This window comes from Shinella sp. 838 (assembly GCF_029623935.1).
Taxonomy (GTDB): domain Bacteria; phylum Pseudomonadota; class Alphaproteobacteria; order Rhizobiales; family Rhizobiaceae; genus Shinella.
Genome location: NZ_JARSBQ010000014.1, coordinates 109,693 through 126,292, shown reverse-complemented (window position 1 = coordinate 126,292; position 16,600 = coordinate 109,693). Strand labels below are relative to the sequence as shown.

Here is a 16,600-nt window from a genome sequence, read left to right as displayed (position 1 = left end):
CGGACGTGGTTGCAGAGCGCTACCTGAGAATGCCGCATGCGGAAAAGGGCATGGCGATCGGCCTGTTCGGCGGCTCGTTCAACCCGCCGCACCAAGGCCATGCGCTCGTCGCGGAAATCGCCCTGCGGCGCCTCGGCCTCGACCAGCTCTGGTGGATGGTGACCCCCGGCAACCCCCTGAAGGACCACCGGAACCTCGCCCCGCTCAGCGAGCGCATCCGCCTCAGCGAGGACATCGCACCGGGCCCGCGCGTCAAGGTGACGGCCTTTGAGAAGCGGCTCGGGCAGAGCTATACGGCCAAGACGCTGGAGCGCGTGCAGGCGCTGAACCGCGGCGTCCACTTCGTCTGGATCATGGGCGCCGACAATCTCGGTACCTTCCACCGCTGGCAGAACTGGCAGAAGATCGCCCGCACCTTCCCCATCGCCGTCATCGACCGGCCGGGCTCGACGCTCGCCTATCTCTCCTCGCGCATGGCGAAAACCTTCGACTATGCGCGCATCGACGAGGAGGATGCGATGTCGCTGGCCGGGCGCCCGGCGCCGGCCTGGACCTTCATCCACGGCCCCCGCTCACCGCTCAGCTCGACCGCGCTGCGCAGCCAGGCGGCCCTAGAGAAAACCATCCCTCAGAAGTGACGTCTTGAAAGTGGTAACCTTTGATGCCTACATTTGGTAGGTGCCGGCCCGACACACCGGTACAAGACGTGCTTGTCCTGTTACACAGAAAGGAACGAACCTGACAACAGTGCACGCGAAGGGAAACGTCATCGGCGTTTTCTCAAAGAGCGCGGGAAGGGGCGACGATGCCGCCGACCGTGCCCTTCAACTGGTCCTCGCAAGCCTCGAGGACTCGAAGGCAGAAGATATCGTCACCATCAACATTGCCGGGAAATCGGCGCTGGGCGACTACATGGTGGTCGTGTCCGGACGCTCGAACCGTCATGTCATGGCGATTGCCGATCACCTCATCTCCGATCTCAAGGACGAAGGCCTGGGCAATGCCCGCGTCGAGGGCCTGGAGGCGGGCGACTGGGTGCTGATCGACACGGGCGATATCATCGTTCACGTGTTCCGGCCGGAAGTCCGGGAGTTCTACAACATCGAACGGATGTGGGCAGCTCCCGAGATCGAGGACGGTACCGTCCATTGACATGACGCCGGGCGCCTGTCCGGCGAGGAAAAACGGTGGCGTGGCTTCAGGCGTCACCCGAACGGACAGGGCTTTGGGCGATGCGGGTTGGACTTTTTGCGGTTGGACGGCTGAAGGCCGGCCCTGAGAAGGATCTTGCGGCCCGCTACATGGACCGTTTCGCCAAGGCCGGCCCCGCGATCGGCCTCGAGCTTGGCAAGCTTGCCGAGGTCGGCGAAAGCCGCGCCGGCAATGCCGAGACGCGCAAGCGCGAGGAGGCGGCCATGCTGCAGAAGGCGCTGCCCGACGGCGCCGTACTGATCCTGCTTGACGAGCGCGGCAAGGCGCTCAATTCCCCCGCTTTCGCCGATCTCATCGGCGGGTTTCGCGATGCGGGCAAGCGCGAGCTGATGATCGCCATCGGCGGCGCCGACGGGCTCGACCCCGCCCTTTACGAGCGCGCCGATGCCACGCTCTGCCTGGGTAAGATGACCTGGCCGCATCAGCTCGTGCGCATCCTTATCGCCGAACAGCTTTATCGCGCGGTCACCATCCTTTCCGGCCACCCCTACCACCGCAGCTGAGACAGGCGTCACCGCCACGCAAGGCTGGAAGGGCAGAATGGGCGCAGCCGTATTTTCGGCACGGTTTGTTGGCCAAGTGAAATTCTTGGCGAAAGCGCCAAATCAGCATAGAGCGGGAGAGAACGGACGTTCGGGGAGCGATGAGGACAGCCCATAGAGTCAATCCAGGGAAAGGCATCGCCCGCGTGCTGCGGCCGGCCTGGCTTTGTGCTGCCCTGACGCTGGCCCTTTTCCCCCATCCCATCGCCGCCGAACCGAACGAAACCGGCGTCGCGCTGGAAAAGACCGGTTCGCTGCCAAGGGCCGAGCCCGATCCGGCCGCGGCCCTGACCCTGCGCCGCGACAGTACGCGGCGCGAGCTTGAAACGCTCTCCCAGTCGATCACGGTTTCCGAAGAGAAGACGAAAGAGCTCGAAGCCGAGATCGCCAAGCTGGAAAAGACGCGCCAGAGCCTGCGCGAGGAAATCGTCAAGTCAGCCGCCATGCGCAAGAGCATGGAAGAGAAGATCCTTGCCGGCGAAAAACGGCTGGAAGGCATGCGGGAGCGGGAGGCGGGCGTTCGGGCCTCGCTGCACGAGCGCCGCGGCCTCCTGGCGGAGGTTCTCGCCGCGCTCCAGCGCATGGGCCGAAACCCGCCGCCGGCCCTGCTCGTCAACCCGGAAGACGCGCTGTCTTCGGTCAGAAGCGCCATCCTCCTCGGCGCGGTCGTGCCCGGCATCCGCAAGGAAACGGAAGAGCTGGTCGATGACCTGACGGCGCTGATGGACATCAAGAGCGATATCGACCGCGAGCGAACGGAGCTGACCGATGCCATGCAACTGCGCATCGAGGAGGAAAAGCGCTCCGAACTGCTCGTCGCCCAGAACGAGGCCCTGACGCAGACCAACAACCGCACGCTCGCCGCCGAACGCCGGCGCGCCGAGGAGCTCGCCGCCCGCGCGACAAGCCTTGAAGGCCTGATCGGCAGCCTGGAGCGCGACATTGGCTCCGTACGCGATGCCGCCGCGCTCGCCCGCGCCAAGGAAGAGGAGCGGCGCAACCTGAGCGAGGCGGAGCGGGAGAAGGCGAGAGCCCTCGCCCGCGACAGCGTGCCCGACAAAAACCGCATTGCTCCGGCATATGAATTCTCCGAACTGCAGGCAAAACTTGACTTTCCCGTGGCCGGCGACGTTCTGCGCCAATTCGGCGAGGCGGACGGCACCGGCCATGATTCGCAGGGCCTGACGCTGGCGGCCAATCCCGGCGCACTCGTCACGGCCCCCTCCGACGGATGGATCGTTTTTGCCGGCACGTTCCGCAGTTATGGGCGCATGATCATCCTGAACGCCGGGGAGGGTTACCATCTGGTCCTCGCGGGCATGGATCGGGTGAGCGTGCGGGAGGGTCAGTTCGTCGTGGCGGGAGAACCACTCGCCGTGATGGGTGAAAAAAGGGTGGCGAGTGTCAACGCTTTGACGCTGGAAACGGACAAGCCGACACTTTACATTGAATTCCGAAAGAACGGAAAACCGGTTGATTCCCGGCCATGGTGGTCCGCAAAAAATTCTGGAAAGGCACGCAATGATACGTAGGGCTTCTCTTGTTCTCGTCGGTGCACTCATGGGTGCCACGGCGATGAGCGTCATCAACACGGCCACTCTGCCGGCCGAAGCCGCCGGCTCGTCGACCTATCGCGAGCTTTCCATCTTCGGTGATGTCTTCGAGCGCGTGCGTGCGCAGTACGTGACGCCGCCCAAGGAAGACCAGCTCATCGAGAATGCCATCAACGGCATGCTCACCTCGCTCGACCCGCATTCCTCCTACATGAATGCGAAGGACGCCGAGGACATGCGCACCCAGACGCGCGGTGAGTTCGGCGGCCTCGGCATCGAGGTCACCATGGAGGACGAGCTCGTCAAGGTCATCACCCCGATCGACGATACGCCGGCCGCCCGCGCGGGCGTCCTTGCCGGCGACTTCATCTCGAAGATCGACGGCGCCGATGTGCGCGGCCTGAAGCTGGAAGAAGCGGTCGAAAAGATGCGCGGCGCGGTCAACACGCCGATCAAGCTGACGCTGATCCGCAAGGGCGCCGAAAAGCCGATCGAGCTGACCATCATGCGCGACATCATCGCCGTGAAGGCCGTCAAGTCGCGCGTCGAGAACGATGTCGGCTACCTCCGTGTCATCTCGTTCACGGAAAAGACCTATGACGACCTGGAAGCCGCGATCATCAAGATCAAGGAAGAGGTTCCGGCCGACAAGCTGAAGGGTTACGTGCTCGATCTCCGCCTCAATCCGGGCGGCCTGCTCGACCAGGCGATCAACGTCTCCGACGCCTTCCTGGAGCGCGGCGAGGTCGTTTCGACCCGCGGCCGCAACGAGGACGAGACCCGCCGCTTCAACGCGACGCCGGGCGATATCACCGACGGCAAGCCGGTCATCGTCATGGTCAACGGCGGCTCGGCCTCGGCCTCGGAAATCGTTGCGGGTGCCCTGCAGGACATGCGCCGCGCCACCGTGCTCGGCACGCGGTCCTTCGGCAAGGGTTCGGTCCAGACCATCATCCCGATGGGCGATGCCGGCGCGCTGCGCCTCACGACCGCGCTCTACTACACGCCGTCGGGCAAATCGATCCAGGGCACCGGCATCACCCCCGACATCACGGTCGAGCAGCCGCTGCCGCCCGAGCTGCAGGGCAAGCTGGAATCTGCCGGCGAATCCAACCTGCGCGGCCATATCCAGGGCCAGAGCGAAACGGAAGCAGGCTCCGGCTCTTCGGCCTATGTCCCGCCGGAAGCCAAGGATGACCTCCAGCTTCAGTATGCGCTGGAACTGCTGCGCGGCCAGAAGACCGACAAGGCCTTCCCGGCCAATCCGGAAAAGGCCGAGCTGAAGAAGTAACCTGCCATCTCCGGGCCCGCGACCACGCGGGCCCGGAATTCCATGCACCAGACGCATGTCGTGATCGCTGACTACCGCACGCTTTTGCGCGACATGCCCTAGAGGCTAGTTTTTACCGCATCTCCGACGCCGGCGCGGCACCGCCCCGGCTGGAAATGCTCCAGCGGCCGGCGCGGACTGACCTTGGGCACAGACATTCACGCACCTCTCGGCCAGGACCGCAAGGCAAGGCCCCGACCGACGGGACCGTCGCGGTTCCCGGCTGGCACGATCCTGTTCACCCTTGCCGCCATCGGCCTCATCGGCTTTTCAGGCTGGACCGCAACCGCCCCGAGCGGCCTCGGCACTACACCTTACGCGCCTCCGGCAGAAGAGACCGCCTCCCAGGCGACCACCGAGGGCAAGGCCGACCAGAAGACGGCGACTGCGACGGACGGCGTGCGCCGCGCGAACGGCCTTTCCGGTGCCCGTGTCGAGGAAACGCTGACCGACGACGGCACTGTCGTGCGCACGTTCACACCCGGCACGCGCACCGGTACAGGCCCGCTTATCATCGAGGCGAACCGCATCGGACAGGATGCCCGCTCGGCCGCCTTCCCGAACGAAGACCTGCTGGAGGAGACTTCCGACGGCAAGATCCCGATCATCGGCCTCGACGGCACCCGCCCGATGGATCAATACGCCCGGCCCTGGTCCGGCGCGCGTGGCACGCGTATCGCCATCGTGGTCGGTGGCCTCGGCCTCAGCCAGACGGGCACGCAACGCGCCATCCGCGAACTGCCGGGAGAAGTGACCCTCGCCTTCGCCGCCAGCGGCAACAGCCTGTCGCGCTGGATGCAGGAAGCGCGCCGTGGCGGCCACGAAATCCTGCTGCAGATGCCGCTCGAGCCCTTCGACTATCCGCAGAACGACCCCGGCCTCTACACGCTGCGCACGGATCTCGGCGAAGCCAAGAACCTTGCCGAGCTGCACCGCGCCATGGCGCAGGTCACAAACTATACCGGTATCGTCAATTTCATGGGCGGCCGCTTCCTCTCCGATGCCGATGCGCTGGAGCCTGTGATCCGGGACATTTCCAGCCGCGGCCTGCTCTTCCTCGACGACGGCAGCTCGGCGCAGTCGCTGTCCGGCACCATTGCCGGCGCCGTGGAGGCCCCGCACGCCTTTGCCGATCTCCAGCTCGACGGCGATCTTTCACGCGAGGCGATCCTGAAGAAGCTGGACGAACTCGAGCGCGTCGCCCGGCGCAACGGCACGGCGATCGGCATGGCCTCGGCCTTCGACGAAAGTGTGGACGCGATCCGCGAATGGTGCGAGGAAGCGAGCGGCCGCGGCATCGAGATCGTCGGCGTCGCGTCGCTCGCAGCGGTTCCCGCCAAACAATAGGAATTTTCGATGGGCAAGGAAAAGGACAAGGTGATCAGGGCCGAGGACCTGCCGTACCGCCCCTGTGTCGGCATCATGGTGCTGAACAGCGAGAACAAGGTCTGGGCAGGCCGGCGGATCCCTGTCGGCAACTCCGAATATGACGGTTCGCCGCAGCTCTGGCAGATGCCGCAGGGCGGCATCGACAAGGGCGAGGACCCGCTGAAGGCCGCCTACCGCGAACTCTACGAGGAAACCGGCATCCGCAACGTCTCGTTGCTCGGCGATGCCGGCCGCTGGATCAACTACGATCTGCCCGCCCACCTGATCGGCGTCGGCCTCAAGGGCAAATACCGCGGCCAGACGCAGCGCTGGTATGCCTTCCGCTTCGAGGGCGCCGAAGACGAGATCGCCATCAACCCGCCGCCGGGCGGCCACGCTGCGGAATTCGACGCCTGGGAATGGAAGTCGATGCGCGACCTGCCGGACCTGATCGTGCCCTTCAAACGCGGGGTCTACGAAGAGGTCGTCGCCGCCTTCGCGCATCTGGCACCCTGATGGGCCCCAAGAAAAAACCCCGGTCGCAAGACCGGGGTTTTCTGTATCGGGCGTAGGGCTTTCGCCTTATTCGGCTTCGTTCGCCGGCGCGGCGTTGAGCTGGCCGTATTTTTCCTCGCCGAGCTTGCCGAGCAGCTCCAGCTGGGTTTCGAGGAAGTCGATGTGACCTTCCTCGTCGATCAGCAGCTCTTCGAACAGCTTCATGGTGACGTAGTCACCGGCGTCATGACAGATGTCGCGCGACTTCTTGTAAGCCTTGCGGGCGTCATATTCGCCGGCAAGATCGGCTTCCAGCACTTCCTTGACGTTCTGGCCGATGCGAAGCGGCGCGACGGTCTGGAGGTTCGGGTGGCCTTCGAGGAAGATGATGCGGGCGACGAGCTTGTCGGCGTGCTGCATCTCTTCGATCGACTCGGCGCGCTCCTTCTTGGCGAGAAGCGTGTAGCCCCAGTCTTCCAGCAGGCGATAGTGAAGCCAGTACTGGTTGACGGCACCGAGTTCGAGATGGAGCGCTTCGTTAAGCTGCTCGATGACTTTTTTGTCGCCTTTCAAGGTCCGCTCTCCTGTTTTCTTCATGGAATTGTTTGAGGCGGGTCATGAAATCAAATATCTCGTCATCCGTCGAGTGGCGGCCGGCGTGATACTGCTCGGTCGTGCGGATGATGATGTCGACGACATTGGGGAAACAGCCGCAGCAGCGGCCGCGCTTCTGCATGGCGTGATAGACCTTTGCAGGCACGATGAGCTGCCAACAGTCCTCGTCGAGGAGACCATTGATCACGTCAACGATTTCCTTTTGGGTGATGAAATTACAGCTGCAAACCAGCATTTCGTCTCGCCTGCCATACGCAAAGTACTGAGTTTCCGGGATTAAGCAAAAGGCGACCCTGACTGTCAAGAATGAACAGGTCAGTCTTGTTGACTCATTAATTTAGAGTCATTCTAATCTTGATTATAAATATCGTCTTTTCATGGACTTACCGCCCGTACTCTGCCGATGGAAAGCCATCCGACTGCGGCAAACTGACCGATCACGTTTTGTTGCAAATCCGCCCTGGTGCCGGATTCCATCACGCTCGCCGCCATCCGCTTTCAATGCGAGGTGTCGAATCGGCCGGCAAAGCGGTGCGATCGCGCATCGATGCACGCGGGGCATGCAATTTCGTCCCTCGAAAAACCCTGGAAATCGTCTATATGACGGGCAAAGGAGAGCCCATGGCCCGCATTGACCAGACCGAGGATTGGCGCACGCGCCACGCCCCGACCATCAGCACCTTCGAATCCCTGGCGCTGGAAGCCTATGGCCACCTGCCGGAAGAATTCCGCGCACTCACCGGCAACCTGATCATCGAGATCGCCGAGTTCCCGAGCGACGACGTCTTCGAGGACATGGCGCTGGAAACCCCGTTCGACCTGCTGGGCCTCTTCGAGGGCCGCGGCATCACCGAGCGCTTCACCGTCGAGACCGGCGAGATGCCGAACCGCATCACGCTCTACCGCCGCCCGATCCTCGATTACTGGGCAGAGAACGAGGAGACACTGGGCGACATCATCACCCATGTCCTCATCCACGAGATCGGCCACCATTTCGGCCTGTCGGACGACGATATGGAGCGCATCGAGGCGAGTGCGGAAATCGCCGCGGGCTAACCGCCGCGCGTTGGGCGGCCAACAAGGCGTACCCTCTCCTCGCTCAAGGTCGGGCCTGACGCGACCATCCACACCGGACCCAAAGCCTGGCTCCTCGGCTCAAGGCCGAGGATCACGCAGGTGAATAGGCATTGTTCATCGAAAGATGTGACGGACACACACCGCGATCGCTTTACGCGATTACTGCTCCGAAAGCTTGATATCGGGCGTGTACTCCTTGCCAGGAACGTCCTTCACAACCGCCTGGCCGCACTGCATCAGCTTGGTCTCGGCATTGTAGGCGTAGGTCGGCGAACCGTGCAGGTCCCAGCCCTTGTTCAGCGCCAGCGTCACCTTGTGGCAGAACGAGGCATCATCGGGACCAGTCAGGAAGCGGTAGACTTTCATGCTTTCTTCTTTCTCTCATTGATCAGATCGGCCTTGGCCAGAATACGCCCGGCCTGGTCGGCATGGAGCTTTTCCACCATGCGGCCGGCGAGGGCGATGACGGCCTTGCCGGCATTGTCGGGTGCGGCAAAGGCGGAGACGACGGCCAACGCCTCGGCCGCTTCTGCCTCGGTAACGCCATAGGCTTCGTTGGCAGCGGCGATCTGTGCCGGATGGATCAGCATCTTGCCGTCAAACCCCATCTGCCGGCCCTGTCGGCACTCCAGCACGAAATTCTCGTCGTCGGAAAAATCGTTGAAAACGCTGTCGATGACATCGAGCCCGGACGCCCGCGCAGCGACCACCACCTGCAACAGCAACGGTACGAGGAACGGCCGGCCGGCAATATCCGCGATGCCGGTTTCCTTACGAAGGTCGTTGAGACCGACAACGAAACAATCCAGCCGACCACCATGGGTACGGCCCGTCTCCGCGATGGCGGGGAGATTGAGGAGGGACGCCGCCGTCTCGATCATCGCCCACAGGCGCGGCCCTTCGTCGGCACCGGCCTCGGAAAGCCAGTCGGCGACGGTCAGCACATCCTGCGGTTCCGACACTTTCGGGAGCAGCACCGCCTCGGGCATGCAATCGAGCACCGCCTCCAGGTCGAGCACGCCGTCGGGCCCGTCGAGCGAATTGATCCGAATAACATGCTCGCAGCCCTTGGACCGATCGAGCGTCTTGAAATGTGAGACAAGGGCGGCACGCGCCTCCGCCTTCTTCTCCTGCAACACGGAATCCTCAAGGTCGAAGATGATGGCGTCGCAATCGAGCGCAGCGGACTTGGCAAGCGCCCGCGCATTGACGGCGGGAACACTGAGCACCGAGCGGCGCAGGCGGAGCGGATGGTGATGCGGTGTCCTGTTCATCCGCCCTTTTTGCCGCGCTTTGCCGCAGCCCGCAAGCGCCATGGCACTGCGCACGCCCTCAGGACATTGTGGCACAGCGAATCCCGCGCGTTCGGCCTTGCAATGGACAAAATCCGCCCCCACATTCTCTCGTAGAGAAAGGGTCAATCAAAATGCAGCGTATCCGCTCCATCGTCTTTACCGTCTTCACCATGCTTGTCGCAGGCGCGACCTTCCTTTTCGCCGCCTCCGTGGGCCTCGCTATCGCCGGCATCGTCGCCGTGCTGATGCTCGGTTCCATGCTCGCCGCCAAGCTCCAGCCGGCTCCGGTCCGCGCCACAGCGCGCAACGATCGCCGGGCGCCTGGCCAGCGCGAACCGCGCATCTGGAACGACGGCCGTGGCACGATCATCGACCTCTAAAAAAGGTTCGCTCCCGAAAGGGACGCTCCGGGCGCTTTGCGCGCCTGGCACTAGCGTTTGATGCCCGGCTTTCCGGAAGATTCTCCTTCAAATCCGCGGAAAATTCATCTAAACGCTTGTGCCAACCGACATCACCGCATTTCGAGGGTTTTCGCATGGACAAGTTCGTCAAGCTGACCGGCGTCGCCGCGCCGCTTCCCGTCGTCAATATCGACACGGACATGATCATTCCGAAAGACTACCTCAAGACGATCAAGCGCACCGGTCTCGGCAAGGGCCTCTTCGCCGAAGCCCGCTACAACGAAGACGGCAGCGTCAACGAAAGCTTCGTGCTGAACAAGCCGGCCTACCAGAACGCCTCGATCCTCGTCGCCGGCGACAATTTCGGCTGCGGCTCCTCGCGCGAACATGCGCCGTGGGCCCTGCTCGACTTCGGCATCCGCTGCGTCATCTCCACGAGCTTCGCCGACATCTTCTACAACAACTGTTTCAAGAACGGCATCCTGCCGATCGTCGTCAGCCAGGATGACCTCGACAAGCTGATGGACGATGCCAGCCGCGGCTCCAACGCCATCCTGACCGTCGACCTGGAAGCCCAGGAAATCACCGGTCCCGACGGCGGCCGTATCGGCTTCGAGATCGACGCCTTCCGCCGCCACTGCCTGCTGAACGGTCTCGACGACATCGGCCTGACGCTGGAAAAGGCGACCTCGATCGACAGTTTCGAGAAGCAGAACGCGACCTCGCGCCCCTGGGCTTGAAGGCCATGCGCCGACTGATCTCCTCCGGCTCTCCCTTCGAAGTGACGGCGGGCTATTCGCGCGCCGTCGTTCAGGGTGACTGGTGTTTCGTATCCGGCACGACCGGCTACGACTATACAACCATGACCATGCCGGAAGGCGTCGAAGCACAGACGCGCACCTGCCTTGCCACCATCGGCGAGGTTCTGCAGGAGGCCGGCTTCTCCTTCGCCGAAGTCGTTCGCTGCCACTATTACGTGACTGACGCTGCCTTCGCCGACCGCATCTTCCCCATCCTCGGTGAAACGTTCAGAACGATCCGTCCCGCGGCCACGATGGTGGTCTGCGACCTCATCCGGCCGGAAATGCTGATCGAGATCGAGGTCACGGCCCTGCGCGCAAGCTAGCCGAAAGGCGAAGCGCTCCGCGCAAAATTCTTTCTTTTCGGCGATTTTCCTTGAACGGAAGTTGCGCTAAGAAGCGCGCGACCATTCCGTGACATCAAGGACAATCCCATGACAGCGCGCACCCTCCTCCTTCTGCCCGGCGACGGCATCGGCCCGGAAGCCATGGCGGAAGTCCGCAAGATCATCGCTTACATGAACGCCGAACGGGGCGCTGGCTTTGAGACCGACGAAGGCCTCGTCGGCGGCTCGGCCTATGACGCCCATGGCGCGGCGATCTCGGAAGGCGACATGGAGAAGGCACTGGCGGCCGACGCCGTGCTGTTCGGCGCCGTCGGTGGCCCGAAGTGGGACGACGTGCCCTACGAGGTCCGCCCGGAAGCCGGCCTCCTGCGCCTGCGCAAGGATCTGAAGCTCTTCGCGAACCTCCGCCCGGCCATCTGCTACCCCGCGCTGGCAAACGCCTCCTCGCTGAAGCCGGAACTCGTCGAAGGCCTCGACATCCTGATCGTGCGTGAGCTGACGGGCGGCGTCTATTTCGGCGAGCCGAAGGAGATCATCGACCTCGGCAACGGCCAGAAGCGCGGCATCGACACGCAGGTCTACGACACCTACGAGATCGAGCGCATCGCCGGCGTCGCCTTCGAACTGGCGCGCACCCGCCAGAACCGCGTCTGCTCCATGGAAAAGCGCAACGTCATGAAGTCGGGCGTGCTGTGGAACCAGGTGGTGACGGAAACGCACAAGCGCAGCTATTCCGACGTCCAACTCGAACACATGCTGGCCGACGCCGGTGGCATGCAGCTCGTCCGCGCGCCGAAGCAGTTCGACGTGATCGTGACGGACAACCTGTTCGGCGACATGCTCTCGGACGTTGCCGCCATGCTGACCGGCTCGCTCGGCATGCTGCCGTCCGCATCGCTCGGCGCGCCGGATGCCAAGGGCCAGCGCAAGGCGCTCTATGAGCCCGTGCACGGCTCGGCGCCCGATATCGCCGGCAAGGGCATCGCCAACCCGATCGCCATGATCGCCTCCTTCGCCATGTGCCTGCGCTATTCGTTCAACATGGTCGCGGATGCCGACAACCTCGAAAAGGCGATCGCCGAGGTGCTCGACAGCGGCATCCGCACCGGCGACATCATGGCCGAAGGCTGCCGCAAGGTCGGCACCGCGGAAATGGGCGACGCCATCCTCGCCGCCTTCAGGAAGCTCTCGGCTTGAGCCTGAAATTTTCATGAAAAGGCCCCCGGCGCGCCTGCACCGGGGGCCTTTTTCGTTCGCCTCCCTTGAAATACCGGCTCTCGCCAACACATGGAGGCAACGCTGTTTTTAGGGATACCCATGAACCGATCGTTCGCGACCTCCTCGCTCTGGATCCTCGCCGCCACCGCCATCCTTGTCGTGGCCCTCGTTCCTCTCGATCCGATGCTGTCGCAGCGCGCCCAGGGTCTTCCCGGCGCCATCGTGACCTTCAACGAGCGCATCACCGATTTCGGCACCTTCTCCTGGATGATCTATGGTTCGGGCCTGATCGTGATCCTCGCCTACATCACTCGCCGGGTGAGCCGGAACGAAACCTTTGCCGGTCGGGCACGAACGGCGCGACGGCTGTCGCTCTACTTCTTCCTGACGATCGGCGCGACGAGCGCGCTCGTGCATCTCTTCAAGCTGATCATCGGCCGAGCGCGCCCCGAACTCTTCACCGATCTCGGCGCTTACAGTCTGACGCCCTTCGCCTACGACAATCTCTATGCCAGTTTCCCGTCAGGCCATTCGGCAGCGGCTGGCGCGTTCTTCGGGGCTTTCTCGATGCTGGCGCCCCGGCTGCGCCCACTCTTCCTCATCGGCGCACTGGCGATCGGCGCCTCTCGCGTCATCGTCGGCGCGCATTATCCGAGCGACGTCGCCGCCGGCCTCCTGCTCGGTCTTTGGACCGCCATCGCCGCAGCCTTCTTCTTCGCCAGCAGGGAATGGCTCTTCCGTTTCGACGACCGCGGCTGGCCGCTGCCGAAATCCATGTTCCCCACCAGGACCCCATAAAAAACCCGGCTCGTGGAAACCACGAGCCGGGCGCGCCATGAACTATCGGAAGGGGGAGATCAATCCATGGCGTGGATGTCGCGGTCCTTCGTTTCCGGCAGGAAGAGAAGGCCGATGACAAGGGTGATGCCTGCGAAGACGATCGGGTACCAGAGGCCATAGTAGATATCGCCCTGGGCCGCGCTCATCGCGAAGGCCGTCGCCGGAAGCAGGCCGCCGAACCAGCCGTTGCCGATATGATAGGGCAGCGACATGCCGGTGTAGCGGATGCGGGTCGGGAAGAGCTCGACCAGCAGGGCGGCGATCGGACCGTAAACCATCGTGACATAGATCACGAGGACGGTCAGCACGGCAATGATCGTGATCCAGTTCACGTTTGCCGGATCGGCGACCATGGTGAAGGCGCCGCCACCAGCGATCGTGTAGACGGCCATATCCGTGACGCCGGCAGCTTCATCAGCCGTCAGCAGCTTGCCCGAGACGAGATCCGCCGCCGGCAGGGTGGCCTTCTCGCCGGCGCGGATGGCGGCGGCATCGAGGGCGAGTTCCGGGTTGGCCGCAACGAAGGCGTCGAGCTTCGATTCCGGAACCTTGGCCGCGCCGCGGACCAGCGGATAGCCGGCATCGTGAAGCGCCATGTTGGTCTGCTTCTGGAAGGCGGCGTCGAGGGCCTTGGCCTGGTCGCCCGCAGCCGTCGCGTCATAGCCGGTGATCGTCTGTTCGCCGATCTTGACCGTTGCCGCCGTACCGGCAGCCGCCGTCGTGACGACGTCATAGGGCACCGAGTTGCGGGTCAGGAACGACGTCGCGATATCGCACGAGGTGGTGAACTTCGCCGTGCCCGTCGGGTTGAACTGGAACTTGCAGTCGCCAGGAGCAGCCGTGACGGTCGCACGGACCGTTTCCTGTGCCGTGGCGAGCGCCGGGTTACCGGCCCAGGTCAGCGCCTTGAACAGCGGGAAGTAGGTCAGCATGGCGAGCAGCAGGCCGGCCATGATGATCGGCTTGCGGCCGATCTTGTCCGACAGCCAGCCAAAGAGAACGAAGAAGCCGGTGCCGAGCAGCAGCGAGGCGGCAACCATCAGGTTGGCCGACTGGCCGTCGACCTTCAGAACACCCGTCAGGAAGAACAGTGCGTAGAACTGGCCGGAATACCAGACGACGGCCTGACCGACGACAGCGCCGAACAGTGCGAGAAGGGCGATCTTGGCATTGCGCCACTGGCCGAAGGCTTCCGTCAGCGGGGCCTTGGAGCCCTTGCCCTCTTCCTTCATTTTCGCAAAGGCGGGCGATTCGTTCATCTTCAGACGGATCCAGACGGATACGCCGAGCAGGACGACGGAGAGCAGGAACGGAATGCGCCAGCCCCATTCGGCAAAGGCTTCCTTGCCGACGATGAACTGCACCGAGAGGATGACCACCAGCGACAGGAACAGGCCGAGCGTCGCCGTGGTCTGGATCCAGGAGGTAAAGTAACCACGCTTGCCGTCCGGCGCGTGCTCGGCGACATAGGTCGCAGCGCCACCGTATTCACCGCCGAGCGCCAGGCCCTGCAGCATGCGCAGGAGGATCAGGATGATCGGGGCGGCGATACCGATGGTGGCCGCGCCAGGCAGGAGGCCGACCACGAAGGTCGAGACGCCCATGATGAGGATGGTGACGAGGAAGGTGTATTTGCGGCCGACAAGATCACCGAGCCGGCCGAAGACCAGAGCACCGAACGGACGCACGAGGAAGCCGGCAGCAAAGGCAAGCAGCGCGAAGATGTTGCGCGTCGTCTCGGGATACTGGCTGAAGAAGGTGGCGCCGATATAGATCGCCAGAGAGCCGTAAAGATAAAAATCGTACCATTCAAAAACGGTGCCGAGCGACGAGGCGAAAATCACCTTCTTCTGCTCGCCCGTCATGGGCGCCGACTTGGCGTTGCCCACGGTCGAAACATTTGCCATTTCATTGTCCTCCACAAAAACGGCGTAGCGGGGCAGCCCTATGAGGTCCGGAATTTCTCCCTAAAAACGCCGGACGGGGTGCGCCTGATGGAAGGATGGCAGAAAACGCCTTGTGACATCAGCGCTGCTTTGGGCTTATGACTTTGGGTGTACGACTTAAGTCGAGCAGGGGGCTCGCCCTTGAAAGGCCTGATCCATCAAGCAAGGCTTGACTCTTCGGCAGATGAGCGTATGCAGCACCCTACGCAAGGGAACCGACATGAACCGCCTTGGATTTTCCATCGCCCGCATGATCGCTCCGGCCTTCACCGCCGGGCGGGTTCGTCATTGCGTATCGATTTCCAAAACAATGGCCAAAACGACGACGAAAACCGTCTGACGTCTCTGGCCACCGCTCTCTCCCCGGTATGGCCGGGGACCGAAACCCGCGTCATGGCCGACGGGTTTCACCTCCTGAACCCGCGGAGAGACAGAGAAAGAGAGCTTTAGACATGGGTTTCAAGATCGCAGTCGCCGGCGCGACCGGCAATGTCGGCCGTGAAATGCTGAACATCCTTTCCGAGCGCGGTTTCCCGGCTGACGAAGTCGTGGCGCTCGCCTCCTCGCGTTCGCAGGGCACCGAGGTCTCGTTCGGCGACAAGACGCTGAAGGTGCAGAACCTCGAAAACTACGATTTCTCCGACACGGACATTTGCCTGATGTCGGCCGGCGGCACGGTTTCGCAGAAGTGGTCGCCGAAGATCGGCGCGCAGGGCTGCGTCGTCATCGACAACTCCTCGGCCTGGCGCTACGACGCCGACGTTCCGCTGATCGTTCCGGAAGTGAACCCGGATGCCATCGCGCAGTTCACCCGCAAGAACATCATCGCGAACCCCAATTGCTCGACCGCCCAGCTCGTCGTCGCACTGAAGCCCCTGCACGACCGCGCCACCATCAAGCGCGTCGTCGTCTCGACCTACCAGTCGGTCTCCGGCGCCGGCAAGGACGGCATGGACGAGCTCTTCAACCAGACCCGCGCCGTCTTCGTCGCCGATCCGATCGAATCGAAGAAGTTCACGAAGCGCATCGCCTTCAACGTCATTCCGCACATCGATAGCTTCATGGAAGACGGCTACACGAAGGAAGAGTGGAAGGTTCTCGCAGAAACCAAGAAGATGCTCGACCCGAAGATCAAGGTCACCTGCACGGCCGTGCGCGTTCCCGTCTTCATCGGCCATTCCGAATCCGTGAATATCGAATTCGAGAAGGAAATCACGGCGGACGAGGCTCGCGATATCCTGCGCGAAGCACCGGGTTGCCAGGTCATCGACAAGCACGAGAACGGCGGCTACATCACGCCTTACGAATCGGCCGGCGAAGACGCCACCTACATCTCGCGCATTCGCGAGGACGCCACGGTGGAGAACGGCCTCAACATGTGGGTCGTTTCGGACAACCTGCGCAAGGGTGCCGCCCTCAACGCCATCCAGATCGCGGAACTGCTCGTCAACCGCGGCCTGATCAAGGCGAAGAAGCAGGCCGCCTGACGGCACAAAAAGCGGAGCGTTCGCCACCTTTTCGAGAAAATTGGCAACGCTCCCTTAATCAATTTTAAATAAAA

Annotated in this window: 19 protein-coding genes; 14 read left to right on the top strand and 5 right to left on the bottom strand. The window is 63.1% G+C overall.

The genetic code is table 11. The features are described from left to right. Positions 1-29: 29 nt before the first annotated feature. From P9A16_RS29535 to P9A16_RS29505, 7 genes are all read left to right on the top strand, one after another. Positions 30-638, top strand: coding sequence for a nicotinate-nucleotide adenylyltransferase (locus P9A16_RS29535; RefSeq protein WP_050745341.1), 609 nt, complete (start codon positions 30-32; stop codon positions 636-638). A 40-nt stretch (positions 639-678) separates the two neighbouring features. After that, a complete protein-coding gene (gene rsfS / locus P9A16_RS29530; protein ID WP_050745342.1) occupies positions 679-1,152 on the top strand; it encodes a ribosome silencing factor in 474 nt (157 codons plus the stop codon). Between the two features lie 80 nt (positions 1,153-1,232). After that, positions 1,233-1,715: a 23S rRNA (pseudouridine(1915)-N(3))-methyltransferase RlmH gene (gene rlmH, locus P9A16_RS29525; protein ID WP_278026271.1), complete on the top strand. Its 483-nt coding sequence runs from the start codon at positions 1,233-1,235 to the stop codon at positions 1,713-1,715. 140 nt (positions 1,716-1,855) lie between these two features. Beyond that, entirely contained in the window at positions 1,856-3,286 is a 1,431-nt protein-coding gene (locus P9A16_RS29520) for a murein hydrolase activator EnvC family protein (protein ID WP_037407081.1), read from the top strand. Then, entirely contained in the window at positions 3,276-4,598 is a 1,323-nt protein-coding gene (locus tag P9A16_RS29515; RefSeq protein ID WP_023514275.1) for a S41 family peptidase, read from the top strand. Before P9A16_RS29520 ends, P9A16_RS29515 begins: the two co-directional genes overlap by 11 nt. A gap of 183 nt (positions 4,599-4,781) precedes the next feature. Continuing rightward, complete coding sequence (locus P9A16_RS29510; protein WP_023517260.1) at positions 4,782-5,984, top strand: divergent polysaccharide deacetylase family protein; 1,203 nt, start codon at positions 4,782-4,784, stop codon at positions 5,982-5,984. 9 nt (positions 5,985-5,993) lie between these two features. Beyond that, positions 5,994-6,521 carry an RNA pyrophosphohydrolase gene (locus P9A16_RS29505; RefSeq protein ID WP_023517259.1) on the top strand — a complete coding sequence of 176 codons (528 nt, stop codon included), beginning with the start codon at positions 5,994-5,996 and terminating at the stop codon, positions 6,519-6,521. A 66-nt stretch (positions 6,522-6,587) separates the two neighbouring features. Here P9A16_RS29505 and bfr read toward each other — a convergent pair whose 3' ends face one another. Together bfr and P9A16_RS29495 are read right to left on the bottom strand one after the other, a co-directional pair. Next, entirely contained in the window at positions 6,588-7,073 is a 486-nt protein-coding gene (gene bfr / locus P9A16_RS29500; protein WP_024271270.1) for a bacterioferritin, read from the bottom strand. Continuing rightward, the gene (locus tag P9A16_RS29495) at positions 7,039-7,350 is read right to left on the bottom strand and encodes a (2Fe-2S)-binding protein (protein WP_024271271.1); all 312 of its coding nucleotides are present in this window, start codon (positions 7,348-7,350) and stop codon (positions 7,039-7,041) included. Before P9A16_RS29495 ends, bfr begins: the two co-directional genes overlap by 35 nt. Before the next feature lie 386 nt (positions 7,351-7,736). Here P9A16_RS29495 and P9A16_RS29490 point away from each other — a divergent pair, with 386 nt between their 5' ends. After that, complete coding sequence (locus tag P9A16_RS29490) at positions 7,737-8,171, top strand: metallopeptidase family protein (RefSeq protein WP_024271272.1); 435 nt, start codon at positions 7,737-7,739, stop codon at positions 8,169-8,171. 180 nt (positions 8,172-8,351) lie between these two features. Here the strand turns inward: P9A16_RS29490 and P9A16_RS29485 are convergent, their stop codons facing one another. Further along, the gene (locus P9A16_RS29485; RefSeq protein ID WP_023517284.1) at positions 8,352-8,558 is read right to left on the bottom strand and encodes a DUF1737 domain-containing protein; all 207 of its coding nucleotides are present in this window, start codon (positions 8,556-8,558) and stop codon (positions 8,352-8,354) included. After that, complete coding sequence (locus tag P9A16_RS29480) at positions 8,555-9,466, bottom strand: HpcH/HpaI aldolase/citrate lyase family protein (protein ID WP_037408753.1); 912 nt, start codon at positions 9,464-9,466, stop codon at positions 8,555-8,557. Before P9A16_RS29480 ends, P9A16_RS29485 begins: the two co-directional genes overlap by 4 nt. Positions 9,467-9,618: 152 nt before the next feature. Between P9A16_RS29480 and P9A16_RS29475 the strand changes: the two genes are divergently transcribed. From P9A16_RS29475 to P9A16_RS29455, 5 genes are all read left to right on the top strand, one after another. Continuing rightward, entirely contained in the window at positions 9,619-9,867 is a 249-nt protein-coding gene (locus P9A16_RS29475) for a hypothetical protein (protein WP_023517286.1), read from the top strand. A 155-nt stretch (positions 9,868-10,022) separates the two neighbouring features. Further along, on the top strand, positions 10,023-10,628 hold the full coding sequence (gene leuD, locus P9A16_RS29470) for a 3-isopropylmalate dehydratase small subunit (protein WP_023517287.1): 606 nt from the start codon (positions 10,023-10,025) through the stop codon (positions 10,626-10,628). 5 nt (positions 10,629-10,633) lie between these two features. Next, on the top strand, positions 10,634-11,014 hold the full coding sequence (locus P9A16_RS29465) for a RidA family protein (RefSeq protein ID WP_023517288.1): 381 nt from the start codon (positions 10,634-10,636) through the stop codon (positions 11,012-11,014). 108 nt (positions 11,015-11,122) lie between these two features. Then, positions 11,123-12,232 carry a 3-isopropylmalate dehydrogenase gene (leuB, locus tag P9A16_RS29460; RefSeq protein ID WP_023517289.1) on the top strand — a complete coding sequence of 370 codons (1,110 nt, stop codon included), beginning with the start codon at positions 11,123-11,125 and terminating at the stop codon, positions 12,230-12,232. Positions 12,233-12,352: 120 nt separating this feature from the next. Further along, the gene (locus P9A16_RS29455) at positions 12,353-13,051 is read left to right on the top strand and encodes a phosphatase PAP2 family protein (protein ID WP_023517290.1); all 699 of its coding nucleotides are present in this window, start codon (positions 12,353-12,355) and stop codon (positions 13,049-13,051) included. Between the two features lie 59 nt (positions 13,052-13,110). On the opposite strand, the gene P9A16_RS29450 is transcribed toward P9A16_RS29455, so the two are convergent. Continuing rightward, the gene (locus P9A16_RS29450; RefSeq protein WP_050745348.1) at positions 13,111-15,000 is read right to left on the bottom strand and encodes an MFS transporter; all 1,890 of its coding nucleotides are present in this window, start codon (positions 14,998-15,000) and stop codon (positions 13,111-13,113) included. Positions 15,001-15,491: 491 nt separating this feature from the next. Between P9A16_RS29450 and P9A16_RS29445 the strand changes: the two genes are divergently transcribed. After that, positions 15,492-16,526 (top strand): aspartate-semialdehyde dehydrogenase, encoded by a 1,035-nt coding sequence (locus P9A16_RS29445; protein ID WP_023512369.1) that lies wholly within the window; start codon positions 15,492-15,494, stop codon positions 16,524-16,526. The last annotated feature ends 74 nt before the right edge of the window (positions 16,527-16,600 follow it).